The sequence below is a fragment of the Ruegeria sp. AB9 genome, assembly GCF_056542585.1.
The window spans coordinates 611725-635036 of the sequence record NZ_JBQGAA010000001.1; the positions used below are offsets into that span (position 1 = coordinate 611725).

The window sequence follows — 23312 nt, forward strand, 5'->3', positions numbered from 1 at the left end:
AGATCTGACAATCACAAGTCTGGCATCGGCGAGGCTTTGCCGGTAAAGGTCCGGCAGCAAAGGACACCAGATGCTGAAAACCCGGATCATTCCCTGTCTTGATGTTGCAGATGGCCGTGTGGTCAAAGGCGTGAATTTCGTGGGTCTGCGCGATGCAGGCGATCCCGTGGAGTCTGCCAAGGCGTATGACACCGCCGGTGCAGATGAAATCTGTTTTCTGGATATCCACGCGACTCATGAGAACCGTGGAACCATGTTCGACGTGGTGCAACGCACCGCGGAACAGTGCTTTGTGCCGCTGACAGTGGGCGGCGGCGTTCGCACCAAAGATGATGTACGCGCCTTGTTGCTGGCCGGGGCGGACAAGGTCAGTTTCAACTCGGCGGCCGTTGCAAACCCGGATGTGATCGCGGAATCGGCGGACCAGTTCGGCAGCCAGTGCATTGTCTGCGCCATCGACGCTAAGACGGTTGGCCCCGGCAAGTGGGAAATCTTCACCCATGGCGGGCGCAAGCCCACGGGTATAGATGCGGTTGAGTTCGCAAAAACCGTCGTTGCAAAAGGGGCCGGAGAAATCCTGCTGACCTCGATGGACCGCGACGGCACCAAGGCGGGCTTCAACCTTCCCTTGACTCGTGCCATTTCCGAAGCCGTGGACGTGCCGGTAATCGCAAGTGGCGGCGTCGGCAATCTGGACCATCTGGTCGAAGGCGTCACTGAAGGTGGCGCAAGTGCGGTATTGGCTGCCTCGATCTTCCATTTCGGCGAATATACGATCCGCGAGGCCAAGGAACACATGGCCGCTGCTGGAATCCCCATGAGGCTGACATGAGCATTCTGCACGACCTAGCCGCTACGATTGAGGCCCGCAAGGGAGCTGATCCGGACTCGAGCTGGACAGCCAAACTGCTTGCAAAAGGCCCCGAGAAATGCGCCGAAAAATTCGGTGAAGAAGCCATCGAAGCCATTATCGAAGCCGCGAAAGGGGATCAGGCCAAGCTGACTTCTGAGGCGGCGGATGTTCTGTATCACCTTCTGGTCATGCTGGCCGCGCGGGACGTGGCGCTTGACGATGTGCTGGCCGAGCTTGCGCGCCGCCAGGGCATCAGCGGCATTGCCGAAAAAGCTGCCCGCCCCAAAGGGTAAGGGCCGGGTTCCGCGTCGCTACAATGGCCGCTATACTCGGGCGTCAGATTGACAGGCCGAGGGCGCGAAATGATCCGGGTATTGATGCTTGTGGCAACTCTTGCCCTTGTTGCAGCTTGCTCTGCGGCTCCGCCCTCAACCGGGGACGAGGTGCAGCGTCTGGCCGTGGAAATTCAGAGGCTTGGGCCCGATATTGACCCTGAAGAAGCCCAACGGGCCGCGCAAGTCGCTTACAGCTACACTGCGCAGCTGGTGGACGAGTACCAGATCACCGACCCTCCGCTGATTCACAACGCGAAGGTCAACAAGGGCCTTCGCCCGCGCGGCCTATGCTGGCATTGGGCCGAGGATATCGAGCGCCGTCTGAAACAGGAAAACTTCCAGACGCTGGAGTTGCACCGCGCCATCGCCAACGCCGACAACCCGCTGAGGATCGACCACAGTACTGCCATCATCAGCCGTAGAGGAGAATCGCTGTATGACGGCGTCGTTCTCGACCCCTGGCGCTATGGCGGGGTGTTGTTCTGGTCGCCGTTGGTCGAGGATACCCGCTATGACTGGGTGCCGCGCGACGTGGTGCTGGAAAAGCGGCGGCAGGAACAAGTGGCCAGACTGAAGCCATACGAACCCGCAACGCCTTAAAGCTTGGACGAGATGATCCCGGTCGAAAACCCGCCCATGCGCAGCTCGCCAAACAAGCGCTGATATTCGATTTTTGGACAGCGATTCATTACCACATCCACACCACGGTCTTCGGCCTTGGCCGCCGCCTTGGGGTGTTCCACCCCGATCTGCATCCAGATCGTGCTGAGTGACGAAAAGGTATCCAGCGCCTCATCTACAATGGGCGGCACAGATTCGGGCCGACGGAAAATGTCCACCATGTCCACCGGCTCGGATATATCCGAAAGGCTGCCGCACACCGTCTGGCCAAACAGGTCTTTCCCGGCATGGCCCGGATTGACCGGGATAACGTTAAACCCTTTCAACGACAGATAGCGGGCTACGTAATAGCTTGGCCGTACCGGGTTCATGGAAACACCGACAACAGCAACGGTTTTGGTTCGTTGCAAAATGCTTTTCAGGTGCTGATCGGAATAGTCGGGCATGCCCTATCCTTAACAGGGTTCCAAAAAGAAAAAAGCGCCCAAGAAACCTTGGGCGCCAGTTGTTGGAACGAGGGACAGTGAAATGACCCGCGGCAGTTCCGTTCCGCGGTCACTGTGACATTTAAGCATGTCTTCGCTAAAAAAAAGAGGGGGAGCGCATTTTTGTGATGACTTATCACAATTAGCTGATTCTTGCTCATTCCCGATACAGGATCGTCGGCCAGTTTTCTTCAGCCATCTCAATATATTCTGCCTGATCCTGCTGCCAGATCTCCTCGATCTTCATCGAGTGCGTAAGGTAAAGACGACCATCCACCACTTCCCAGGCTTTGGGGTCTGTACTCTTCAGAACTCCCATTGCCATCGCATAGGAACAATACCCACCGAACTGCGGCGCGAAAGCACGGGGATTGCTCTCGAAAAGCTCACGGTTCTCTTGCGAGGTGAAATGCCACCGTGCCCCTTTCCACATCACCGAATTTTCGGCCATGCCCATAATGGGCGTAGCGCTGTCGAAATAGGACACAGCGTCATACCCGGCCAACGCCACCCCTTCGGTGGTGTAGTAGACGGGCATGTCCTGGGCATATACGGCAGGAGCCAGAAAAAAAGCGCACAGCGCGCCAAGAGTGGAACGTCGGGTCAGCATCGTCATGTCAGAATCTGAATTCACAGGGCTATCAAGATGCAATTTTTTGCTGCGTGCGGAACCCCTGTTGACGTGGATGTGAACGATCTTCAGCCAAATACGCTCAATCGAAAATATCTTCGATCACATCCCAGGCTTCGTCGAACGCGCGTGAGAACATGCCTTTCTTCTTCTTTTTTCGTTTTGCTTTCCGCGGAGCGGTATGAGAAACGGCGGTTCGCGCTGTTTTGGAAGGCGTGGCTTTCCGCTTGGGCAGCATTTTCAGATCGTGCAAAGGTGCTCCACAATTGGAACAGCTCAGCTCGTGCCTCTCTTTGCCCTTCAGGACCAAAGCAGCCCGGGTCCCGCAATAGCAGCAGGTGGCGATTTTGGACGGACCGGAAATAGCGCTCTCCTTTTTTGTCAGGGCCGGGATGCATATAAGGCGATTGCCGCAGCATTTGAGACATTCAGCGATCCGAATCCCCCGGCTGCGTCAATTTTCACCAACTGATCCACTGTTTCCTTTGTCTTTTGCCGCAATCCCGGGCCTTCCGCCCCCAGAACAAGTGCGACAGGGCGGTCCCGACCATCACCCAGCGCGCCTTCGATGGTTACGTCTGCTTCGCCGTCCAGCCCAAGGACCAGAAAGCCCATGTCCTGAAGCTCAACAATTGTGTCGGCAAGGTTACGCATCCGCAGATAGGGTTGACGCTCCAGCGCACCGCTGGCTGTTTTTGCCAGCGCCCCGGTTTCGGGCGCAGAATGGTGGCGCGTGCCTATGACCGCACTCGCCCCAAGAACCTCGGCCGAGCGCAGAATCGCTCCGACATTATGGGGGTCCGTGACGCGGTCCAGCAGGATGACGCGCGGGTTTTCCCGACCGATGCAGTTCTCGGCCAGACCGCCCCAATCCAGTGGCTTGACCTCCAGCGCAGCCCCCTGATGCACAGAACCTGCGTCGATGGGCGCAGTAAATTTGCGCGGATCAACCATCTCGGGCTCGATACCCGAGAATTCTATCGCTTCCGCCAGTTTGTCCCGCGCATTACGCGTAACGATCAGGCGCAATTTCTGCCGATTTGGGTTCATCAAAGCGTCGCGAACTGCATGCAATCCGAACAGCCAGACAGTTTCGGCGGCGGCAGCTTTGCGGGCCTGTTCCTTTTCGACGACCCATTTGGGTTTCTTCATTTTATGAGCCTCCGGGCCGAGATTTCGGTTTCCTGCGTCAAAGCGAAATTTTCCTGTTGACGCTCCTTTGGTGCGCTAGTAATCACGCCTCCACGTCAGGTGCAACGCCTGACAGTGGGCGACAGGCCGCAAGGTGTGGCAGGGGACTGTAACTCCCTCGCGGAGACGCACGCCTGGTTCGATTCCAGGGTCGCCCACCATCTTTCCAACTGATTGTGAAGATGGCCAGAGCGTATTTTGCCATACGCTCTTATTCCCTTCGTAGACGCCCCTCGCGAACGACGGGCTTCGAAACTTGCGATTAGCAGTGCGGAATCTGCAGGCCCGTTTGCCTCATCGGGAAGCTGTTACCGGCGGTCATCTCAGGTTTCCTTTTACGCATCCATTCAGGTCGCATGAGGTTATCGGTTGATCAGAGGGTGCCGAGCCCGCTCGGATACCGCTTTTTCCAAGCAGCGCAAGTTCTTGCAAGGGCTAATCGAACAAACGGCGCTGAAATCACTTCAGCGCCGTTCGATTCGCTTTTTTGATGGTAAGCCAATCGGCTTGAAGAACTTACTCCGCTGCCGGGCGCAGCTGCGATACCTGCTCAAACCAGGCAACAATCGCGTCCAGATCCGCTGGTAAGACTTCGGCAGCGCCGTCTGCAAACGCTTGGAACTTCACTTCGTTCAATCCGTTCACGCCGACCAGCACCGGAATGTCCAAGGCCAGTGCTTCCCCGATCACGGGCCGGAACCCGCGCCCATCGGATTCATGTTTGCCAAACTTGTTGATGATCAGCAATTGAGGCGCATCCTCAAGCGACGCGGTCACATATCCCACCGCCTGTTCCAGCGCCGCAGGATCCAGGCGGCAACCGCGTGACTGCGTTCCCAGCGACTGCGAGATACGGATGGTTTCACCGTCAGGCAGCACACGAACGTCCATATCGCATTTGCTGCTGTCGGCGCATTCCGTGTTCGTTTGTACAACACCGGCAAGTTTTGCGCCGCACGCCAAAAGGCGTTCTGCAACGGCAGTCAGCAGGCGGTCCGTTGCGCCGCGATCAGTTGTGGTGACATAGGCCAGATGCATCTTGGACCTCTTGTAAATCGTTTGTGACGTTTCAGATAGCACGCAAGGCACCGCCCGACCACTCCCCCAGCTATGGAAGCGGGGACAGGCCGATCACAGGTGCGTGCAGGTGAAGAAGAACCGCGTAAGCGGCAAGCGCGGCAAGCCAAACCCCACGGCGCGGCCAGGGACGCGGCGCACGGAGTGAAAACCGCACTGTATTGCGAGATAACCGGACCCATTCAAAGCCCATCTCGCGCCTCTTGCGCCGGTCGATCAGGGCCATGCCCATTGCTGCGAAACCGGCAAAAAGGCCGAACAGAATCACATGAGACAGGCTGCCATTGGCCAGCAGATGTGCCACCGCCCACAGCATCATCGCGGCAAGGATCGGGTGGCGGGTGGTGCGCAGGATACCGGGCTGCTCCGGGTCAAAAGGCCGATTGCCGAGCCCTCCGAAAGAGAACGGATTCTGAATGATGAGCCCCGCAACTGCCAGCCAGCAGACCACGGGCATGATCAGCACCGGTGCCCAGCGTAAAATCCCGAATGGTGGGATGACCTCGACGTAAGGGGCATTTGCGGCGGCAACGATCAGCCAGGCCAGGACCGCCAGCGACAGAACCGAATAGGCTGTGAAATAACCCCGGCGTCCGAGTGTGTCGATCAACCACCCTCGCACCGTCGGCCGAACGGGAATTGCGTGGCTGAGAAGGAAGGTGACGAGCGCTGCAAGGAATAGGACCCAACCGGTCATTGTGATCTCCGAGTTATTGGGATCGGTCTAGATCAGGATGGCGGCGGCTTCCTTGTCCGAAATCAAGTTCGGCGCAGGGGCAGATGCACCGCCCCTGCCCTGTTTTAAAGCCCAAGCGCCGCACGGCGTTCTTCGGCAAAGCCCTGCACGATGCGGTCGGCAATCAGTGCCAGAATCGCCATCGCAGCGCCGGCCGAGATACCAAGCCCCACATCTGCCTGCCCCAGCGCCAGATAGATCGACTGGCCCAGACCGGTGGTTCCGATCAGTGCCGCGATGACCAGCATTGCAAAGGCATAGAGGATGGTCTGATTCAGCCCCAGCAAGATGGTCGGCGCGGCATAAGGCGCGCGGACGTCGCGCATGATCTGCCACTCGGTCGCACCGCTGGAGATTGCAGCCTCCATCATCTCTTCCGGCGTGTTGACCAGCCCATGTCGCGTATAGCGGATCATCGGGACGATCGCATAGGCACAGATCGCCAGAAAGGCCGAAAACTCACCAATCTGGAACACCATCAGAACCGGGATCAGGAACACGAACAGAGGGATTGTCTGCAGCATATCGCAAATCGGACGGACCACTTTCCACACCGGCTCCCAAACCGCACTGGCGAGACCGATCAGGCCGCCGGCCACCGCACAGGAAAACACTGCGGCGCCGCTGAGGTAGAGCGACAGCAGCGCCCGCTCCCACAGCCCCGAAACGAGGATGGTGCACAGCAGACCCACACAGAGGGCCGCCAGACGCCAGCCGCCCGCGACCCAACCCAGCGCGGCAGCGCCGGTCAGGACAAAGGGCCACGGCAGGTTCGAGATTCCGGTTTCCAGCATGCCGATCAGGATCAGGACGATCAGACCGCCCGTCAGCCGACCGCGCCATGCCATCAACAGGGCAATCGCCGCACCTGCGGCGAACAGACCCCAGCTCATGCTGGGCGTCCACTGGAAACCCCATGTGAATGGAAGCACCGCCTGATCCAGACCGATCCGCAGCGGCAGCAACACATAGAACAGAGAATTGTTCTTGAGCGCGTCCAGCCATGGGCCGTTGGCCTGCGTGAATGCGGTCAGGCCGCTGTCCACAGCCTCGGCCATCGGGTCGAGAACGGTCAGTTCAGACGGGTTCGGCAACCAGTTGCGAAACGCCAGGGTAAACAGCACCGCAAAACCGAGCATCACCCACACGACGCGGCTGTCATACCGTTTGCGCTCGGTCGCCAAAGTTCCGCTCATCCGGTCAATGACGACTGCAAACACGACGATCACCAACCCCGCCATCAGCGATTCACCGAACTGCGCCTTGCGCATGGTCAGCAGAACCTCCCAGCCGATATCATTAAACCCGCCGATGACGGCGGCGATGATAACCATCGACAAGGCGGCCATCAGGCATTGGTTCACACCAACCATGATCTGCGTAGTGGCGGCAGGAATTTCGACCTGAAACAATTGCTGAAACCGTGTGCCGCCCGACATGATGGCGGCTTCCTTGATCTCTGGCTCGACCCGTTCCAGACCCAGCATCACGTTGCGGGCCATAGGCGGCGCGGCATAAATAGCCGAGGCGATCAGCCCGACTACCGGACCAAATCCGAACAGCAGCAACAGCGGCGTCAGATAGGCAAAGGTCGGAACCGTCTGCATCACATCCAGAACCGCCTGCACGAAGGACTTAACCTTTGGCACCTCATTGGCGAGGATGCCGATGCCACCACCCAATATCAACGCCACAGGGACGGAAACGGCGACAAGAGCCAAGGTGTTCATGCTCTCTGTCCAATAGCCCGAGGCGAGAACGAAGCTGAGACCCAGAAAGCCCAGCGCCGCCATCGGCAACCCGCCAAGGTACCAGCCCAGCGCGGTCACGATCCCGATCAGGATGGGCCATGGCGTGTTGCCCAGAACAAAATTCGCCCAGTTCATTGGATAGGTCATCATGTCCGAGAACAACCGCATCGCCGGTTTGATCAGGTTCAGAAACCAATCCAGAAACGCTCCGACCCATTGGGTTGCGGGCAATTCCCATGCAGCGGGCCATTTAACCAGCCAAGGGGCGACACCCTCCAACGCAAGGCAAACCGCACCGACGATAACCGTAATCAGGGCGGCCTTTGCGCCCGCCGTCAACTTCGCGCTGTGCTTCATCGGAAGGTCGGTTAAAGCCGTCATGTTTCGTCCACCTGCAGCGCAGCAGCAAGATCAGACGGGTGCACCGTGCCAACGACATTACCATCGGCATCCCGCACCGGCACGGGTTCATACAGTTCCATGCAATGGGCAAGGGCTGCGTCCAGCGTCATTGAGGTGGTCAGGCCGGGATCATCCGGGCCACATTCTGCTTCGCTCCGCATGACCGAGGCGACCTTCGCGTGCTGACCTTTGGCGACATCCTTCGAGAACTCGCGCACATAATCGTCCACGGGACGCAGCACGATATCGGTGGGCGTGCCGATCTGCACGATCTTGCCATCACGCATGATCGCGATGCGATCGGCCAGCTTCAGCGCTTCCTGAATATCGTGGGTGATGAAGACGATGGATTTCTTCAGCGTCGCCTGAATGCGCAGAAACTCGTCCTGCAACTGGCGACGGATCAACGGGTCAAGGGCCGAGAACGGCTCGTCCAGAAACCAGATATCGGGGTTCACGGCAAGGCTGCGGGCAATGCCCACACGCTGACGCTGACCACCTGAGAGCTGGCGCGGGAAACTGTCTTCGCGCCCTTCCAACCCGACAAGCGAGATTACTTCCTGCGCGCGGTCCAGCCGTTCCTTTTTGCCCACACCCTGCACCCGCAGCGGATAGGCCACGTTTTCGGCAACGGTCATGTGCGGGAACAGGCCGAAATGCTGGAATACCATGCCCAGCTTTTTGCGGCGCAGCTCGGTCAGAGCCTTTTTTGAGGCTCCGATGACGTTTTCGCCGTCCACCCGAATTTCACCGCCCGTGCCAGGCAGCAGTTGAGAGATACAGCGGATCAAAGTGGATTTGCCCGAACCGGACAGACCCATGATGACGAACAGTTCGCCCTCTTTGACCTCGAAATTGGCATCCTGCACCGCAGGGATGAATCCGTTTTCCCGAAGATCGGTTGCGGCTTTGTCAGCGTCATTCCCTGACCGAGACAGCGCGTCGGTCAGGGCTTTGTCAGCGCCGGGGCCAAAAACCTGCCAGAGATTCTGGCAGGCAATGGCAGGCATAGTCGCGTCAGTCACTTACGCGCGCTCACTGGGTTGCTGCGTCAACAACCGGACGCCACTTGCCCTCGTTTTCGGCCATCCATGCCGCAACAACTTCTTCGACCTTTCCGCCATCGACATCAATCGCGCCCATCATCGGCTGCTGGTCTTCGACCGCCAGTTGATAGTTGGACAGGATTTCATAGGCGGCGGGCCATTTCTCTTCCATGCCGCTCCAGCCAGCTTTGAAGATGCGCGAGGGCGAGAAGTCGCAGTCATTCACAGCATTCGGGTTCGGACCCCATGCCGGATCATTGAAGCACGCTTCTTCGCCAGCAGGCAGGTCGACGAACTGAACATCATAAGCCGACATTGCCCAGTGCGGTTGCCAGAAGGTAATCAGCAGTGGCGATTTTCGCTCGGTTGATGCGCGCAACTCGGCAATCAGTGCGCCTTCGGAACCGGCAGGAACAGCTTTGAACGGCAATTCCAGCCCGGTCATACGATCCGCGCCGGGTGTACCCCAATCGGCCGGATAGTCGACCAAACGGCCACCGGGCAGAGTTTCCGCCGTGGCAAAGACCTGAGCGCAGTCTTTCAGAGCTTCCCACGCAGGCAGACCCGGGCACAGATCAGCAACATGCGCGGGGTAAGCGATGCCTTCCTTGGCATCCAGACCCAGATCACCGATTTCGACCACGGTGCCTTCGTCGATTTTCTTGGCATATTCGTCCGATACGTTGGACGACCAGATTTCCAGCGTCGCGTCGATATCACCATCGGCAAGCGCCTGGAACTGGTTCATCATGCCTGCAGTTACATATTCGACGTTATAGCCAGCGGCCTTGAGCATCTCGCCCGCCACATGCGTAGTGACGTGCTGACCAGTCCATTCGTTGATCGCCAGTTTGATTGGCTCGTCCACAGCACCCATATCCGCCGCTTGCGCCGCACCCGCAACGGTCAGGGCCATAAGGCTTACACTCAGTTTTTTCATGGATTTTCTCCCTGTCTTATTTGTTTTGCCCACCCCGGCGAGGGTTTTCCCACCGGTACATTTGTCTGATGACAATACCATGTCGCAACATGCACAAATTCAGTCGGAAAAGGAAAGTGAACAGTTTGTAGCGGACGAAAAGATCTCATCCCTACACCGTTGATGTTTCCCTGCAAGCGCCCCCAAGGCCCTAACCCGACCGGCCATTGCTCCGCGCCATTAACATGGAACGTTGACTGACGAGTCAATCACAAGCCGTTTTGAACCCGTTTGTCGAGGATTTCTTTGACAATTTTCAGATTTTTCTTGAAGAGCCCAAACGTTTGGCTCTCAGAGGCAAAGTATCAGATCGTTTGATTTCCCGTTGCAAAACCGAAACAAAAGATGAACATTCAAGGTGTCACTGATTTGAGGTCGGGTCTATGCGTTCATTTGAAGAGATCTTGGATATTGCCGCAGCTCGTCATGGGGGGGCTGAAGCCCTTGAGGCAAAGCTGAACAAACCCAAAAGCCACGCGGAACTGGCCGCAATGCCCGAGGATCGCTGGCTTTCGATCATCACGAAATGCGTCTTTCAAGCCGGATTCAACTGGAAGGTCATCGAAAACAAATGGGATGGTTTCGAGACTGCCTTTGACAGGTTCGATGTAGGTCGGTGCGCTTTCATGGATGATGAAAAGTTTGATGCCTTGCTGCAGGACACGCGCATTGTCCGCAATGGAACCAAGATCGCGACAGTGCGGGACAACGCAGCCTTTCTTCTGGAACTGCGCGAGGAAGGCGGTGCCGGCAAGGTTCTGGGCGGCTGGCCCTCTGACGACTACGTCAACCTTCTGGCAATGCTGGCCAATCGCGGGTCTCGTCTGGGCGGGGCTTCGGCGCAATATGCAATGCGCTTCGCAGGGCGCGACAGTTTCATTCTGTCTCAGGATGTGACCGCTCGCCTGATCGCCGAAGGTGTGATCGACAAGCCCGCCACGTCGAAAAAAGCAATGGCGGCGGTGCAGCAGGCCTTTAATTTCTGGATGGATCAATCCGGGCGGTCTTTAACTGAAATCAGCCGGGTTCTGGCCATGAGCCTGTGAAAACGGTTTGCGGAATACAAGCAGCGGACTAGGATTCAAGTCATGGTTCTGCGCGTTTTCCTGTTTGCTCTTCTTTTGCTGTCCTCCTGTGGCCGTCAGTTGACAGTGCAAGAGCGTGATTTTGCGGATACCATTCAGGGGGAAACCCTGAATCTGGACAGCGTGCGGCTGGTCGATGGCGCTCCGGTCACCAATGTAACATACTTCCGCGAAGAGCGCCCCCGTCTGGCCTGCCGTGAGCGCATTCTTCCCCCTGTGGAACCCGGGCCGGTAACTGGCAAGCCCGCGGCGGTCGCGTTGTTCAACAAAGTGTACTTTGCCCGCGACTGGTATCTGGAAGACTACATGTCTGACTTCCCCGATCAGATGAATCTGGTGGCTGCGATGTTGCTGGCCCATGAATTGACGCATGTCTGGCAATGGCAAAATCGCCGGACCACCGGTTACCATCCCCTGCGTGCCGCAGCGGAACATGGCGGACGAAAGGACCCGTATCTGTTCGACCTCGAAACCTCGCCGGATTTCCTGTCCTATGGGTTTGAACAACAAGGCGCTATTGTCGAGGAATATGTGTGCTGCCGCGCACTGGACCCTCAGGCCACACGCACCAAAAGGCTGCACACGATGTTGGGCGCGCATTTCGACTTGTCTCCACTTCCGGAAAAAGGGCGTGAGCGCGCAATTGTGCTGCCCTGGAGGGAAGCCGAGATTGAAGGGATATGCAGCGGGACCTAGTTCTGCTGAAGTGTTTCCAGATAGGCTACCAGATCCACGATGGGCTGGCTCGTCAGAATCGGCTGACCCTGCGGCGTTTTCATAGAGGTGTCCTGCCCCTCGAAGTAAGGACCATAGACCGGCATCGGGCTGCCATGACTGACCAACGGATCCCGACCGTCAATGCGGGCGACAACGCGGGCGGTGGGGAACACGCCTTCTGCGTCGGATAGTGCCGTCAGATCCGTCGGCTGAACCACCAATACGCTTGCCATCGGACCCTGCCCGGTCGCATCGATCCCGTGGCAGGTTGCACAATAGTGCAGGTAGAGTTCCTCGCCGGTCTTTGTGTCCTGCGCCCAGACCGCCTGTGAGGCAGCGGCCGAAACCCCAAGAACCAGTAATCCGATTGTTGCCCTGAACATCGTATCCTCCTGCCAAGATTGACAATTGCAGGGTTGCCCGATGGACGTCTTGGCGCAATGATCCAGATCAACGCAGGCGGAGGGTACGGGTCATGACACAATACGCAGCCATAATGCTGGCAGCCGGGGTCGGCGTCCCTGTTCTGGCTGCATTGAACGCGGCATTGGGCAAACTGATCGGGTCGCCGACCACCGCCGCGGTGATCCTGTTTGCCATCGCCTTTGTCGCGTCTGCACTGGTGATGCTGCTGTTCCCAGGGTTCGAAGCGCTGTCCAAGGTTGCCGAGGCTCCGAAACACCTGCTGCTGGCCGGTGTCCTGATCGCGTTCTATGTTCTGTCGATCACCCACGTTGCCCCTTATTTCGGGGTCGGCAACGCAGTATTCTTTGTATTGCTGGGACAATTGGTCAGCACAGCGGCCATAGACCATTTCGGCCTGTTTGGCGCTCAAATCACGCCTCTGACATGGATACGGGCCGGAGGTATTGCGGTCATGGCGATTGGAGTAGCGATCACTCAACTGGCCTGAGCACGCCCCCCTCAAGCCGGACCATACGATCCATACGCGCCGCCAACTCAAGATTGTGGGTTGCTATCAACGCCGACAGCCCTTCGTCCCGCACCAATGTCATCAGCGCGTCAAACACCTGATCCGAAGTATCCGGGTCCAGATTGCCGGTCGGCTCATCCGCCAACAAAACACGCGGCGCATTGGCCAGTGCCCGGCAAAAAGCCACGCGTTGTTGTTCGCCCCCCGAGAGCGCTGCGGGGCGATGACTGGCGCGCGGAGCAACGCCGACACGGTCCAGCAGGTCCAAGGCCCGCGCCTGTGCGGCTTTTTCGGACACACCGTTGGCCAGTTGCGGCAGCGTGATGTTTTCCAACGCCGTGAATTCCGGCAGCAGGTGGTGGAACTGATAGACAAAACCCACATCCTGCCGACGCAGCGCAGTTCTGGTACGGTCCCCCTTACCCGAAGCATTCTGCCCCCTGATTTCGACGGATCCGTCGTCGGGTTTATCCAAAAGGCCTGCAATGTGCAGAAGGGTCGATTTGCCTGCACCTGAGGGAGCAACCATCGCCACGGCCTCGCCCGCGCGCAGGTCCAGATCGACCCCGCGCAGAACCTGCACTTCGCCCGGCGTGCCCTTCAGATAGGTCTTGGTCAGACCCTTCAGACGCAACGTGACATCACTCATAACGCAAAGCCTCAACCGGGTTCAGCCGCGCGGCACGACGCGCGGGGAAATAGGTAACAATGAAAGACAGGCCAAGCGAAAGGCCGATTGCCTTAAGCACATCGCTCAGATGCAGCTCGGCCGGCAAGGCGTAGATGCCCCGGATCGACGGGTCCCAAACGCCGCCGCCCATCACGTAGTTCACGAACGAGAAGATCGGATCGATATAGATCGCGAAGAGGCATCCCAGAACGACCCCCATCGCAGTTCCAATCAGGCCGGTGAACGCGCCACAGATGAAAAACACACGCAGAACTGACCCTTCGCTGAGGCCGATGGTGCGCAGGATACCGATATCGCGCCCTTTGTTCTTGACCAGCATGATCAGGCCCGAGACGATATTCATCGCTGCGATCAAAACAAGGATCGAGAGGATGATGAACATCACGTTGTCCTCGACCTCCAACGCCCGCAAAAAGCCACCGGAGGCATCCTGCCAGGTCCAGATCTGGCTACGCTCGCCCGAGGCCTCGATGATCGAAATCAGGATCGGGCCCAGTTCTTCAGGCTTTTCCACCATCACTTCGATCTCATCCGCCACGCCGTCGCGGTTGAAAAAGCTCTGGGCCTGCGAAAACGGCATGTAGACGCGGGTGCGGTCGATGTCATAGCGCCCCGCTGAAAATACATAGACCACACGATAAGCACTCACACGGGGCGAGGTCCCGAAGGCGGTTTTGACCCCGTTGGGCGAGGTCAGCTTGACAACATCCCCGACTGTCGCTCCGATGCTACGCGCCACGCCCGACCCGATGGCAATAACATCCTCGCCGGTCTGGAATTCGGACAAGTCCCCCACAGCCTGCTCTGCTTGCGCAATACCCGGCAAATCGAGCAGATCGTCAGGGCGGATACCAAACACCTCAACCCCGCTGCTGCGGTCGCGGTTCGTAATCAGCACCTGCCCTTTCACTAAAGGAGCAGTGCGTTCAACACCGGGCACTTGCGCGATACGGGCCGCTCGTTCTTCAAAGTCGGCCATCGTTCGATCCACGCGACCCAGCGCGTCAAACTCACCCGACGAGTAGACCGTCACATGCGCATTGGCGCCCAGAATGGTGCCTACAAATTCCGAACGGAACCCGGACCGGACCGCCAGTGTCGCGATCAGGGCAAACACCGCCAGTGTGATCCCGATCAGGGAAATCCATGTCATCACGCTGACGCCACCTTCGGCCCTGCGGGCCCGCAGATAACGCCAGGCGATTTTCCATTCAAAAGGGGCAAAGGGCGGGGGTGTCTTGGCCATGCCAGCTCCGGGGTGTTCTTGTTCGCGGGGACAGTTTCGGCATTTCACCCGATGGTCAAGCCGGTTGTCACTCTGATCCGGCTCCTCAGCCTGAATGAGCCGAATCAATTCGGGTGGCAGCCGTGGCATCTGGGCCAAACGGATGACTTAGAATGCAGGTGTTACACCATGAGTTGTGAAGCGCATCACAGACAAAGCCATATTGTTTCATGTATGAAGTTAATCATCGCGCTTCGTGAGCTCCTGAATCGAAAAAGCAACAATGAGCGCGAAATTTTATTACTCTTTTTGATTATTTTCAGAAACTTTGTACCCTGACTGTGGGGGAACACATTTTAAGAGCGGGGGTCGCTCAATGAATTTTCAAATCTCAACCAACGGAGCGGGGGTTATTCCGTCCCGCCAAGCATCTACAGAACTGGATTGCGAGACAGCGGCGCTGCTGCGTGCGGCCATTCGGCCGATCTTTGCCAGCGCGGCAAGCTGGGGCAATCTGACGGATATTCTGAAAGACAAAGGGTACCGTCTGGTTTTCCGGCAAGGCCGTCTGTGCATCACGGATCGAACCACCGACGCACGGGTTTGCGGACTGCAGTTTCTGGGCCTTGAATTTCGCGAACTGGTCAGTCGACTGGGCCGTCCGATCGTGGTGGCACGGGGCGACGGAGCCAATGGCGACATTCTGGCAACGCGTCCGACGGCAGACCAAAACTGAAATCTGAACTAAGCGTCTTGGACAGGTCGTACTTGGCGGCCAGAGCAGTATCATGGCCGCCTTCATGGATCAGGTCAGTTTAACGTGACACTCACAGCAGGTACCGACGCCTGTGCTCAGGCGATCTGCTCGTAGATTTCAGCAACTTTGATGACAGCCGCCTCGGGGCTCAGTTCCTCGCTTTCGCCGGTACGGCGGCAGGTCAGTTCAACAACACCATTCTTCAGGCCGCGCGGACCAACGGTAATCCGCCAGGGCAGACCGATCAGGTCCATGGTCGCAAACTTGCCCCCTGCCCGTTCGTTACGGTCATCATAGAGCGGTTCCAGACCCAAAGCGGTCAGCGCCTTGTAGATTTTGTCACAGGCTTCATCCGCTTCTTCATCACCCTGCTTCAGGTTCACGATGCCGCAATGGAACGGTGTCACCCCCTCGGGCCAGATGATGCCTTTGTCGTCATGGCTGGCCTCGATGATCGCGCCGACAAGACGGCTGACACCAATCCCGTGGCTTCCCATGTGAACCGGAACAGGTTTTCCATCAGGGCCTTGCACGGTCGCGCCCAGCGGTTCGGAATACTTGGTGCCGAAGTAGAAGATCTGCCCAACTTCGATACCGCGCGCCACGCGACGGCGTTCTTCGGGGATCTGATTGAACAGCGCCTCATCATGCGTTTCATCAGTGCGTGCGTATTTCGAGGTGAACTCTTCCAAGATCGCCTGACATTGTTCGCGGCTGTCATAATCAATCTCACGATCACCAAAGGTCAGATCGGTAACGGCGCTGTCATAGAAAACCTCGGATTCGCCGGTATCGGCCAGCACGAGGAATTCATGCGTATCATCACCGCCGATGGGTCCGGAATCGGCGCGCATCGGGATCGCTTGCAGGCCCATACGCTCATAAGTGCGCAGATAGCTGACAAGATGGCGGTTATAGGCGTGCAGCGCGTCTTCCTTGGTCAGGTCGAAGTTATAGCCGTCCTTCATGTAGAACTCGCGCCCCCGCATCACGCCGAAACGCGGGCGGATTTCATCGCGGAACTTCCATTGGATCTGATAGAGCGTCAGCGGCAGATCTTTGTAGCTGTTCACGTGACCACGGAAAATATCGGTCACCAGTTCTTCCGCCGTGGGTGTGAACAACATGTCCCGGTCATGCCGGTCCTTCATCCGCAGCATTTCCTGACCATAATCATCATACCGACCAGATTCGCGCCACAGATCAGCTGACTGGATGATGGGCATCTGGATCGCGATATGACCGGCCCGCGCCTGTTCCTCATGGACGATGTTTTCCAGCTTGCGCAGCACTTTGAAGCCCAGCGGCAACCAAGAATAAATCCCGGCAGAGGCCTGCTTGATCATCCCGGCGCGCAGCATCAGCCGGTGGCTGACGATCTGAGCCTCGGACGGGTTTTCCTTGAGAACGGGCAGAAAGTAACGGCTGAGGCGCATGGATGGACCTTCAAAGGTAAGAATTCGACTGGAAAGGTGATTATGCCAAAGCCCCGCCGGGGGCAATCGGACATTGGCGTTTTTGCGACCTCGGGCCAGTCGGTTTTTTGATTGACCCACCAATCGGGAATTCCAATGGTGGCGGAAACGCAAACCTTTAGAGGCGCCGATGCAGACAATTCAGGAACCCGCCCGGCAAATCCCTGTCATCCATCAAACCGATGTTCTGGTCGTGGGCTCTGGCCCCGCCGGCTTGGCCGCAGCGCTGTCAGCGGCACGTGCGGGTGTAGAGGTGTCCCTGGTTGACCGGTTCGGCTGCATGGGTGGCAATATCACAGCAGTTGGCGTGGAAGGATTCGCCTGGTACCGGCACGAGCAAACTGTCGAGGCAGGCGGCATCGGGATGGAGTTCGAAACCCGTGCCAAGGACATGGGCGCTGCTGTTCCGGAAAGTCAGTCGCTCAGCTATGAGCTGGACAGCGAAGGCTTCAAGCTGGTGGCGGACAAGCTGGTCGAAGAGGCAGGTGTGCACCCGATGTTGCACCGTCAATTCGTGGCACCCATTATGGACGGTGAGCGGATCACTGGTATCATCACCGAATCCAAAGCCGGGCGTGAGGCGATCCTGGCCAAGGTCGTGATTGATGCCACCGGCGACGCGGATGTGGCCCATCGCGCAGGCGCTCCGACCCACAAAACCCCACGTGAGGACATGATGGCGGCCTCGGTTATGTTCCATCTGGCAGGCGTCGACAAACGGGCCTTTATGGAAGGCGTCAAGGCTGACCCGCAGACCTACAAAGATTGGGGCGGCGGAGGTGAGTGGAACATTGAGACCAGCGGAAAAGAGGACGACATGTTCTCACCCTTCGTACACAAGCCGTTCCAGCAAGCCATCGATCAGGGTCTGATCCCGCCGCATCTGAACACGATCGCAGGCACCTGGGGCGCGATGCATGACACGGGTGAGCTGACCTATATGAACCTCATCCATCTGGCCGAAATAGACGGAACCGACCCCGACAGCCTGACAAAGGGTGAGATTGAAGGCCGCCGCCAGTCGATGCTGGCCATCGACGCCCTGCGTCGGTTCATGCCGGGTTGCAAGAACGCGCGGTTGCGGAATTTCGGGATGACCATCGGCATTCGCGACACCCGCAAAATCGATGCGGTGTACAACATGACCGAAAACGATGCCCGCCATCAGGGTCGGTTTGAAGATACGATCGGCATTTATCCCGAATTCATCGACGGCTATGGAATCCTGATCCTGCCGACCACGGGACGGTATTTGCAGGTCCCGTACCGCTCGATGTTGCCCAAAGACATCAAAGGCCTTCTGGTCGCGGGGCGGTCACATGGTGCGGACCGGGTGGCTCATGCCGCCACACGTAACATGGCCTGCTGCGCCGTTATGGGCCAGGGCGCAGGTATCGCAGCGGCGATGTCTCTGAAAAGCAATCAGGAGCTGGATCAGTTGGATCTGGCACCTGTTCATACGGAACTGAACCGCCAAGGAGTCAGAATTCACTGATGGACAGCATTCCAACGATTGACATCTCGCCATTGGCTGAACCTGAAACCGCGGCCTATAATGCGACGGTGCAAAGCATCTTTGAGGCCTGCACCGGGATCGGGTTTTTGTCCATCACCGGAACAGGCGTGTCTCAGCAAACCGTTAATCAGGTCAGGCAGGTTGCCCGAGAGATCTTTGCCATCAACGAGTCCCGCAAATGGGATCAGGCCATCACCCGCGAGAACTATCGCGGTTATATCCCGATGGGGTTTTTCACACCCAATGATGGATCGGGCAAGGCCGACAAGTATGAGGGTTACAAGCTGCACCACGAGGTTGCCGCAGATGCGCAGGTACGTGCAGATTGTCCATTGTACGGGCCCAACCTTTGGCCGGATGAGGTGCCCGACGCCAAAGAGATCATTCTGGACTATTGGGGCCAGCTGGATCACGTCGCCGATCTGTTGCTGGGCGCATTGGAGGCTGGCCTGGACCTTAAACCTGACACGCTGCGCAGTGCTTTCCAGAACCCGATGACCAACATGACCTTGCTGCATTACCCGCCGCAGGCTGCGTATGAGGCAGGCTATGGCATCCACCCGCATAAGGACACGGACGCACTGACCATCATCGCTCCCGATCCGGTGGGCGGGCTTGAGGTTCAAACCCGCGGCGGGGGATGGATCACGCCAGATTGCCCGCGTGGCGGTTTTGTGGTGAATATCGGCGACATGCTGGAGCTGTGGTCCGGCGGGCGATTGAAATCCACACCGCACCGGGTGGTCAACCGGTCGGGCAAGGAACGGTACTCCTTTCCGTATTTCGCTGTGCCCCGCCATGATGTCATCGTCGAACCGCTGCTGCCCGCGCTGCCCGGCTTCCACCGCCCTGCCGTCCATTGCGGCCATTGGTCAGCGGAAATCTGGCGCACCAATTGGCCTGACGAAACCGCCGGCGCGGACACTCCGGAGCTGGGGACACTGTACGACTGAAAGCCACAAAGCCCGGCCCAATGAAGCGCTTGCATCACGGGCGTCGATGCGCCAAGAACACCTGCAATGACCTGAATAAGGGGATCGCAATGGCATTGCCGGTTAAGGACCAGCTTAGATACTGGAGCATCACCGCTGCGGTTTTTGTGTTGATCCTCTGGGCATTGGGGGACGTTCTGCTGCCCTTCGTCATTGGCGGGGCCATCGCCTATTTCCTTGATCCCGTCGCGGATCGGCTGGAGCGGTTGGGCCTGTCACGCATGGCGGCCACAGCCATCATCACCGTTATCGGTGTTCTTGGATTTGTGCTGGCAATTCTGATGGTGGTACCCGCTCTAATCACCCAGTTACTGGATCTGATCGACGTTCTGCCAGATCTGTTCAAGCAATTGCGCGGTTTCATCGAAAAACAGTTCCCCTCCTTGCTGGATCGGGAGTCGAACACGCATCAGATGCTTTTGTCCTTCGGCGAAACATTGAAATCCAAGACCGGGGATGTTCTGGAAACGGTTCTCGCCTCTCTTGGCTCTGCAATCAACATCGTCGTCCTGCTGGTGATCGTGCCGGTTGTTGCGGTCTATCTGCTGCTGGATTGGGACCGCATGATCGCCCGCATCGGAGAGCTGCTGCCCCGGGATCACGCCCCCACCATCAAGCGACTGGCAGGTGAGATTGACGCGGTTCTGGCCTCATTCGTGCGCGGTATGGGGACGGTCTGCCTGATCCTGGGCACATATTATGCGGTCGCCTTGATGCTTGCCGGTCTGCAATTCGGCCTGATCGTGGGCTTCATCGCAGGATTGGTCACGTTCATTCCCTATCTGGGCGCCCTGATCGGAGGCTCACTGGCCATCGGACTTGCGCTGTTTCAGTTTTGGGGTGATTGGGCTCATATCGGGCTGATCGCAGGCATCTTTGCTGTCGGGCAGGTCACAGAGGGGAATTTCCTCACGCCCAAACTGGTGGGCAGCTCTGTCGGCCTGCACCCGGTCTGGCTGTTGCTTGCACTGTCGGTCTTTGGCGCGCTGTTTGGCTTTGTCGGTATGCTAATCGCTGTTCCGGTGGCCGCGGCATTGGGCGTACTGGCCCGATTTGCCACATCGCTGTACCTGGACAGCCGACTATACACCGGTCTTGAAGGTCAGGATCAGGAAACCGAATAAATGGCCCGACAACTCAGCTTTGATCTGCCCGCCAAAACTGCGCTCGGGCGTGAGGATTTCTTTGTGTCGCCAGCCAATGCGCTGGCTGTGGCGATGATCTCGGCCACGTCCTGGCCCGGGAACAAACTGGTCCTGAGCGGCCCGGCCGGAGCGGGCAAAACTCATCTGGCACATGTCTGGGCCGCTGAAACCGGCGGGCGTATAGTTCAGGCCACCGACCTGCATTATGACGATGTGCCCGAACTGGCCCGCAAACCGATTGCGGTCGAAGACGTGCCCGTGATCGCAGACGATCTTGATCAGCAAAAAACGCTGTTTCACCTGCACAATCTGGTTCTGGCCGAAGGGCACGCCTTGCTGATAACAGGACGGCTTGCGCCAAAATTCTGGGAATTGCCGCTAGCGGACCTGCAAAGCCGGGTCGAAGGGGCTCATCACGTGGCGCTGGACCCACCCGACGATGCACTGCTGGGCGCTGTGCTGGCCAAGCTGTTCGTTGACCGACAGCTGAACCCGGGACCCGAGGTGATTGCCTACCTCGTCAAACATATGGATCGGCGATTTGAAACTGCGGCTGACGTAGTGGCGCAGCTGGACCAGTTGGCTCTGACGGAAAAACGCGACATCACCCGCACTTTGGCTGTCCGAGTCCTGAACATGAGCCCGGAAGAAATCGAGACGGGTAATTGACCCGCACCCACCAATTGAGCATCCTCACACAGCAATATCTGGAAGACACATGGATCAGACCGCTGTAACCGACATCCCTGACTGGGGACCTTTCGGAAAGCCACTGTTCGACGAGCCGGGAACCCGGGCTTTGTCGCGTGTCGGAGTCGTTGACGTTGGGTCAAACTCGGTCCGCATGGTTATCTTTGACGGGGCGGCCAGATCGCCAGCCTATTTTTACAACGAAAAGGTCATGTGCGAACTGGGCGCGGGCCTGTCCGAGACCGGGCGATTGAACCCACGTGGACGCGAACGTGCGCTGGCGGCGCTGCGGCGGTTTCAGAATCTGGCGACGGATCTGGAATTGCCGGGTCTGCATGTCGTGGCCACGGCAGCTGTGCGCGAGGCCAAGGACGGACCGGATTTCTGCGATCAGGTAAAGGCGGAAACCGGCCTGCACGTAGAAGTCATTAACGGAGATGAAGAAGCCCGTTTTTCGGCGCAGGGTGTTTTGCTGGGATGGCCCGGAGCTTATGGCCTGATTTGCGATATCGGCGGATCCTCAATGGAACTGGCCGAGATTGGGGACGGTCAGGTTGGCCGCCGCGTGACCTCGGCGCTCGGGCCGCTGAAATTGCGCGATATCAAGGGCGGACGGCGCGCACGCAAGGCCCATATCAAAAGCACAATGGAAGAGCTGCGCGATCGGATGGGCCCGCAGAGGGACCGTCTGTTTCTGGTTGGCGGCAGCTGGCGGGCATTTGCCCGACTGGACATGCTGCGGCGAGGCTATCCGCTGATTGTTCTGCATGAATACCGCATGACGACAAAACAGGTCCGCGAAACAATCAAGTTCATCGAAAAGAACGATCATGACAAGCTGCGCAGTCAGGCGGGCGTTTCCAGTTCGCGCATGTCGCTTATCCCTTATGCAATGGATGTGCTGGCGCGTCTGATCCGCACGTTCAAACCCAAGGATATCGCCATCTCCAGCTACGGCATCCGCGAGGGGTTGCTGTATGAACAGATGTCTCAGGAGCTGCGCGACCGGGACCCGCTGATCGAAGCGAGCCTCTTTTCCGAGTCCAAGGATGCCCGCCTGCCCGGGTTTGGCCGCAACCTCTATGACTTTGTGATGCCGCTGTTCAAATCGGCGCCCCCCAACCGTGTGCGTCTGATCAAGGCGGCGTGCCTGCTGCACGATGTCAGCTGGCGTGCTCATCCCGACTATCGGGCCGAAGTCTGCTTTGACAATGTCACCCGCGCCAATCTGGGCGGCTTGAAGCATTCCGAACGTGTCTTTATCGGGTTGGCCCTGCAGCACCGTTATCGCAACAAACGCGAGGGCAACCGGTTTACCCCTTTGTATGATCTGCTGGACGATAAAGGCCAGAAAGAGGCTGAAATTCTGGGCAAGGCAATGCGCTTTGGCGCGATGTTGTGGATGCACAATGACGCCAACATGGGGCGCCTGAAGTTTTACCCCAAGAAGCGGGAGTTGGAGCTGTATCTGCCTGAAGCAGCAGCGCCTCTGTTCAGCGAAGTGGCCGAAGCGCGTCTGAATTCGCTGGCAAATGCTCTGAAATCCGATACGCGCGTGATCATCAAGGGCTGACCACTGAGCCGATCAGATATCGGTTGCCCCGTCGGGCATCTCGTCATCCTTGTTTTCGGGCTCTGGCAGGTCCTCGGTCTGTTTTCTGCGGATGATGATATCGCCATTGGGCAAGATCTCGGGCGCTTCGTAAGCACTCCAATCCTTGATCTCGGCCCCCAGCTCGGCCAGTGCAGGGCCCATTTCCCGCAGGAACGACTGCATCGCGGGGCCAAACTCATCCGCCAAGCCCAGCAATTCATCCAGCGCCGGTTCCATTTCCTTGCGCAGACCTTCGAAAAACAGTTCGGCGCCCTGCTCCATCAGGGATTTACTATTGTCTTCCTGCGACATGGCGGGCGCGGCAATGCCAGCCGAAATGATGCTGATCAACAATACGTGTTTCATACTGAATATATAGCCTCT

General features: G+C 58.0%; 26 protein-coding genes and 1 tRNA gene. 13 read left to right on the plus strand and 14 right to left on the minus strand.

The features are described 5' to 3' along the window. Window positions 1–70: 70 nt before the first annotated feature. From hisF to ACR0K5_RS03130, 3 genes are all read left to right on the plus strand, one after another. Window positions 71–832: an imidazole glycerol phosphate synthase subunit HisF gene (gene hisF, locus ACR0K5_RS03120; protein WP_480628272.1), complete on the plus strand. Its 762-nt coding sequence runs from the start codon at window positions 71–73 to the stop codon at window positions 830–832. Beyond that, window positions 829–1146 carry a phosphoribosyl-ATP diphosphatase gene (locus tag ACR0K5_RS03125; protein WP_480628273.1) on the plus strand — a complete coding sequence of 106 codons (318 nt, stop codon included), beginning with the start codon at window positions 829–831 and terminating at the stop codon, window positions 1144–1146. Before hisF ends, ACR0K5_RS03125 begins: the two co-directional genes overlap by 4 nt. Window positions 1147–1215: 69 nt before the next feature. Then, the gene (locus tag ACR0K5_RS03130) at window positions 1216–1788 is read left to right on the plus strand and encodes a hypothetical protein (RefSeq protein WP_480628274.1); all 573 of its coding nucleotides are present in this window, start codon (window positions 1216–1218) and stop codon (window positions 1786–1788) included. Here the strand turns inward: ACR0K5_RS03130 and ACR0K5_RS03135 are convergent. The 4 genes from ACR0K5_RS03135 to rlmB form a co-directional block, all read right to left on the minus strand. Further along, a complete protein-coding gene (locus tag ACR0K5_RS03135) occupies window positions 1785–2255 on the minus strand; it encodes a CoA-binding protein (RefSeq protein WP_480628275.1) in 471 nt (156 codons plus the stop codon). The two genes, ACR0K5_RS03130 and ACR0K5_RS03135, sit on opposite strands and share 4 nt — an antisense overlap. A gap of 196 nt (window positions 2256–2451) precedes the next feature. Further along, window positions 2452–2910: a YHS domain-containing (seleno)protein gene (locus tag ACR0K5_RS03140; RefSeq protein WP_480628276.1), complete on the minus strand. Its 459-nt coding sequence runs from the start codon at window positions 2908–2910 to the stop codon at window positions 2452–2454. Between the two features lie 97 nt (window positions 2911–3007). Continuing rightward, complete coding sequence (locus ACR0K5_RS03145; RefSeq protein WP_480628747.1) at window positions 3008–3289, minus strand: hypothetical protein; 282 nt, start codon at window positions 3287–3289, stop codon at window positions 3008–3010. A 17-nt stretch (window positions 3290–3306) separates the two neighbouring features. Beyond that, window positions 3307–4077: a 23S rRNA (guanosine(2251)-2'-O)-methyltransferase RlmB gene (gene rlmB, locus ACR0K5_RS03150; RefSeq protein ID WP_480628277.1), complete on the minus strand. Its 771-nt coding sequence runs from the start codon at window positions 4075–4077 to the stop codon at window positions 3307–3309. Between the two features lie 116 nt (window positions 4078–4193). Here rlmB and ACR0K5_RS03155 point away from each other — a divergent pair. Beyond that, a tRNA-Tyr gene (locus ACR0K5_RS03155) sits at window positions 4194–4277 on the plus strand. Window positions 4278–4632: 355 nt separating this feature from the next. Here the strand turns inward: ACR0K5_RS03155 and ACR0K5_RS03160 are convergent. From ACR0K5_RS03160 to ACR0K5_RS03180, 5 genes are all read right to left on the minus strand, one after another. Then, a complete protein-coding gene (locus tag ACR0K5_RS03160) occupies window positions 4633–5154 on the minus strand; it encodes a DUF2478 domain-containing protein (protein WP_480628278.1) in 522 nt (173 codons plus the stop codon). Between the two features lie 70 nt (window positions 5155–5224). Beyond that, entirely contained in the window at window positions 5225–5890 is a 666-nt protein-coding gene (locus ACR0K5_RS03165) for an NnrU family protein (protein ID WP_480628279.1), read from the minus strand. Between the two features lie 104 nt (window positions 5891–5994). Then, complete coding sequence (locus ACR0K5_RS03170; RefSeq protein ID WP_480628280.1) at window positions 5995–8061, minus strand: ABC transporter permease; 2067 nt, start codon at window positions 8059–8061, stop codon at window positions 5995–5997. Continuing rightward, the gene (locus tag ACR0K5_RS03175) at window positions 8058–9107 is read right to left on the minus strand and encodes a quaternary amine ABC transporter ATP-binding protein (RefSeq protein WP_480628281.1); all 1050 of its coding nucleotides are present in this window, start codon (window positions 9105–9107) and stop codon (window positions 8058–8060) included. The genes ACR0K5_RS03170 and ACR0K5_RS03175 overlap by 4 nt, the downstream gene beginning before the upstream one ends. 10 nt (window positions 9108–9117) lie before the next feature. After that, window positions 9118–10068, minus strand: coding sequence for an ABC transporter substrate-binding protein (locus tag ACR0K5_RS03180; protein ID WP_480628282.1), 951 nt, complete (start codon window positions 10066–10068; stop codon window positions 9118–9120). A 422-nt stretch (window positions 10069–10490) separates the two neighbouring features. Here ACR0K5_RS03180 and ACR0K5_RS03185 point away from each other — a divergent pair, with 422 nt between their 5' ends. Both ACR0K5_RS03185 and ACR0K5_RS03190 read left to right on the plus strand, forming a co-directional pair. Beyond that, window positions 10491–11153 (plus strand): DNA-3-methyladenine glycosylase I, encoded by a 663-nt coding sequence (locus ACR0K5_RS03185; RefSeq protein WP_480628283.1) that lies wholly within the window; start codon window positions 10491–10493, stop codon window positions 11151–11153. Window positions 11154–11195: 42 nt separating this feature from the next. After that, window positions 11196–11888, plus strand: a complete 693-nt coding sequence (locus ACR0K5_RS03190; RefSeq protein ID WP_480628284.1) for a hypothetical protein — start codon at window positions 11196–11198, stop codon at window positions 11886–11888. Here the strand turns inward: ACR0K5_RS03190 and ACR0K5_RS03195 are convergent. Then, window positions 11885–12292 carry a c-type cytochrome gene (locus ACR0K5_RS03195; protein WP_480628285.1) on the minus strand — a complete coding sequence of 136 codons (408 nt, stop codon included), beginning with the start codon at window positions 12290–12292 and terminating at the stop codon, window positions 11885–11887. The genes ACR0K5_RS03190 and ACR0K5_RS03195 overlap by 4 nt on opposite strands. A gap of 92 nt (window positions 12293–12384) precedes the next feature. Here ACR0K5_RS03195 and ACR0K5_RS03200 point away from each other — a divergent pair, with 92 nt between their 5' ends. Beyond that, window positions 12385–12822 carry a DMT family transporter gene (locus ACR0K5_RS03200; protein ID WP_480628286.1) on the plus strand — a complete coding sequence of 146 codons (438 nt, stop codon included), beginning with the start codon at window positions 12385–12387 and terminating at the stop codon, window positions 12820–12822. On the opposite strand, the gene ACR0K5_RS03205 is transcribed toward ACR0K5_RS03200, so the two are convergent. Together ACR0K5_RS03205 and ACR0K5_RS03210 are read right to left on the minus strand one after the other, a co-directional pair. Beyond that, the gene (locus ACR0K5_RS03205) at window positions 12806–13492 is read right to left on the minus strand and encodes an ABC transporter ATP-binding protein (protein WP_480628287.1); all 687 of its coding nucleotides are present in this window, start codon (window positions 13490–13492) and stop codon (window positions 12806–12808) included. The two genes, ACR0K5_RS03200 and ACR0K5_RS03205, sit on opposite strands and share 17 nt — an antisense overlap. Continuing rightward, entirely contained in the window at window positions 13485–14780 is a 1296-nt protein-coding gene (locus ACR0K5_RS03210) for a lipoprotein-releasing ABC transporter permease subunit (protein ID WP_480628288.1), read from the minus strand. The genes ACR0K5_RS03205 and ACR0K5_RS03210 overlap by 8 nt, the downstream gene beginning before the upstream one ends. 355 nt (window positions 14781–15135) lie before the next feature. Between ACR0K5_RS03210 and ACR0K5_RS03215 the strand changes: the two genes are divergently transcribed. Beyond that, window positions 15136–15495: a hypothetical protein gene (locus tag ACR0K5_RS03215; protein WP_480628289.1), complete on the plus strand. Its 360-nt coding sequence runs from the start codon at window positions 15136–15138 to the stop codon at window positions 15493–15495. Between the two features lie 116 nt (window positions 15496–15611). Here ACR0K5_RS03215 and proS read toward each other — a convergent pair whose 3' ends face one another. Further along, window positions 15612–16952, minus strand: coding sequence for a proline--tRNA ligase (proS, locus tag ACR0K5_RS03220; protein ID WP_480628290.1), 1341 nt, complete (start codon window positions 16950–16952; stop codon window positions 15612–15614). A gap of 169 nt (window positions 16953–17121) precedes the next feature. Between proS and ACR0K5_RS03225 the strand changes: the two genes are divergently transcribed. The 5 genes from ACR0K5_RS03225 to ACR0K5_RS03245 all read left to right on the plus strand — a co-directional run bounded on the left by ACR0K5_RS03225 (window position 17122) and on the right by ACR0K5_RS03245 (window position 22907). Next, on the plus strand, window positions 17122–18486 hold the full coding sequence (locus tag ACR0K5_RS03225; RefSeq protein ID WP_480628291.1) for an FAD-dependent oxidoreductase: 1365 nt from the start codon (window positions 17122–17124) through the stop codon (window positions 18484–18486). Next, window positions 18486–19460, plus strand: coding sequence for an isopenicillin N synthase family dioxygenase (locus ACR0K5_RS03230; RefSeq protein WP_480628292.1), 975 nt, complete (start codon window positions 18486–18488; stop codon window positions 19458–19460). Before ACR0K5_RS03225 ends, ACR0K5_RS03230 begins: the two co-directional genes overlap by 1 nt. A gap of 89 nt (window positions 19461–19549) precedes the next feature. After that, a complete protein-coding gene (locus tag ACR0K5_RS03235) occupies window positions 19550–20623 on the plus strand; it encodes an AI-2E family transporter (RefSeq protein WP_480628748.1) in 1074 nt (357 codons plus the stop codon). Beyond that, the gene (locus ACR0K5_RS03240; RefSeq protein WP_480628293.1) at window positions 20624–21313 is read left to right on the plus strand and encodes a P-loop NTPase family protein; all 690 of its coding nucleotides are present in this window, start codon (window positions 20624–20626) and stop codon (window positions 21311–21313) included. Window positions 21314–21362: 49 nt separating this feature from the next. Continuing rightward, complete coding sequence (locus ACR0K5_RS03245) at window positions 21363–22907, plus strand: Ppx/GppA family phosphatase (RefSeq protein WP_480628294.1); 1545 nt, start codon at window positions 21363–21365, stop codon at window positions 22905–22907. A 12-nt stretch (window positions 22908–22919) separates the two neighbouring features. Here the strand turns inward: ACR0K5_RS03245 and ACR0K5_RS03250 are convergent, their stop codons facing one another. Beyond that, the gene (locus tag ACR0K5_RS03250) at window positions 22920–23294 is read right to left on the minus strand and encodes a hypothetical protein (protein WP_480628295.1); all 375 of its coding nucleotides are present in this window, start codon (window positions 23292–23294) and stop codon (window positions 22920–22922) included. Window positions 23295–23312 lie beyond the last annotated feature (18 nt).

Bases quoted from the DNA above. Each gene is read 5' to 3' on its own strand.
- rlmB (WP_480628277.1), bottom strand. From the start codon at position 4,077: ATGAAGAAACCCAAATGGGTCGTCGAAAAGGAACAGGCCCGCAAAGCT.
- ACR0K5_RS03135 (WP_480628275.1), bottom strand. From the start codon at position 2,255: ATGCCCGACTATTCCGATCAGCACCTGAAAAGCATTTTGCAACGAACC.
- ACR0K5_RS03140 (WP_480628276.1), bottom strand. From the start codon at position 2,910: ATGACGATGCTGACCCGACGTTCCACTCTTGGCGCGCTGTGCGCTTTT.
- ACR0K5_RS03165 (WP_480628279.1), bottom strand. From the start codon at position 5,890: ATGACCGGTTGGGTCCTATTCCTTGCAGCGCTCGTCACCTTCCTTCTC.
- ACR0K5_RS03235 (WP_480628748.1), top strand. From the start codon at position 19,550: ATGGCATTGCCGGTTAAGGACCAGCTTAGATACTGGAGCATCACCGCT.
- ACR0K5_RS03240 (WP_480628293.1), top strand. From the start codon at position 20,624: ATGGCCCGACAACTCAGCTTTGATCTGCCCGCCAAAACTGCGCTCGGG.
- ACR0K5_RS03190 (WP_480628284.1), top strand. From the start codon at position 11,196: ATGGTTCTGCGCGTTTTCCTGTTTGCTCTTCTTTTGCTGTCCTCCTGT.
- ACR0K5_RS03180 (WP_480628282.1), bottom strand. From the start codon at position 10,068: ATGAAAAAACTGAGTGTAAGCCTTATGGCCCTGACCGTTGCGGGTGCG.
- ACR0K5_RS03130 (WP_480628274.1), top strand. From the start codon at position 1,216: ATGATCCGGGTATTGATGCTTGTGGCAACTCTTGCCCTTGTTGCAGCT.
- ACR0K5_RS03230 (WP_480628292.1), top strand. From the start codon at position 18,486: ATGGACAGCATTCCAACGATTGACATCTCGCCATTGGCTGAACCTGAA.
- ACR0K5_RS03160 (WP_480628278.1), bottom strand. From the start codon at position 5,154: ATGCATCTGGCCTATGTCACCACAACTGATCGCGGCGCAACGGACCGC.
- ACR0K5_RS03210 (WP_480628288.1), bottom strand. From the start codon at position 14,780: ATGGCCAAGACACCCCCGCCCTTTGCCCCTTTTGAATGGAAAATCGCC.
- ACR0K5_RS03170 (WP_480628280.1), bottom strand. From the start codon at position 8,061: ATGACGGCTTTAACCGACCTTCCGATGAAGCACAGCGCGAAGTTGACG.
- ACR0K5_RS03205 (WP_480628287.1), bottom strand. From the start codon at position 13,492: ATGAGTGATGTCACGTTGCGTCTGAAGGGTCTGACCAAGACCTATCTG.
- ACR0K5_RS03245 (WP_480628294.1), top strand. From the start codon at position 21,363: ATGGATCAGACCGCTGTAACCGACATCCCTGACTGGGGACCTTTCGGA.
- ACR0K5_RS03225 (WP_480628291.1), top strand. From the start codon at position 17,122: ATGCAGACAATTCAGGAACCCGCCCGGCAAATCCCTGTCATCCATCAA.
- ACR0K5_RS03250 (WP_480628295.1), bottom strand. From the start codon at position 23,294: ATGAAACACGTATTGTTGATCAGCATCATTTCGGCTGGCATTGCCGCG.
- ACR0K5_RS03185 (WP_480628283.1), top strand. From the start codon at position 10,491: ATGCGTTCATTTGAAGAGATCTTGGATATTGCCGCAGCTCGTCATGGG.
- proS (WP_480628290.1), bottom strand. From the start codon at position 16,952: ATGCGCCTCAGCCGTTACTTTCTGCCCGTTCTCAAGGAAAACCCGTCC.
- hisF (WP_480628272.1), top strand. From the start codon at position 71: ATGCTGAAAACCCGGATCATTCCCTGTCTTGATGTTGCAGATGGCCGT.
- ACR0K5_RS03200 (WP_480628286.1), top strand. From the start codon at position 12,385: ATGACACAATACGCAGCCATAATGCTGGCAGCCGGGGTCGGCGTCCCT.
- ACR0K5_RS03195 (WP_480628285.1), bottom strand. From the start codon at position 12,292: ATGTTCAGGGCAACAATCGGATTACTGGTTCTTGGGGTTTCGGCCGCT.
- ACR0K5_RS03215 (WP_480628289.1), top strand. From the start codon at position 15,136: ATGAATTTTCAAATCTCAACCAACGGAGCGGGGGTTATTCCGTCCCGC.
- ACR0K5_RS03125 (WP_480628273.1), top strand. From the start codon at position 829: ATGAGCATTCTGCACGACCTAGCCGCTACGATTGAGGCCCGCAAGGGA.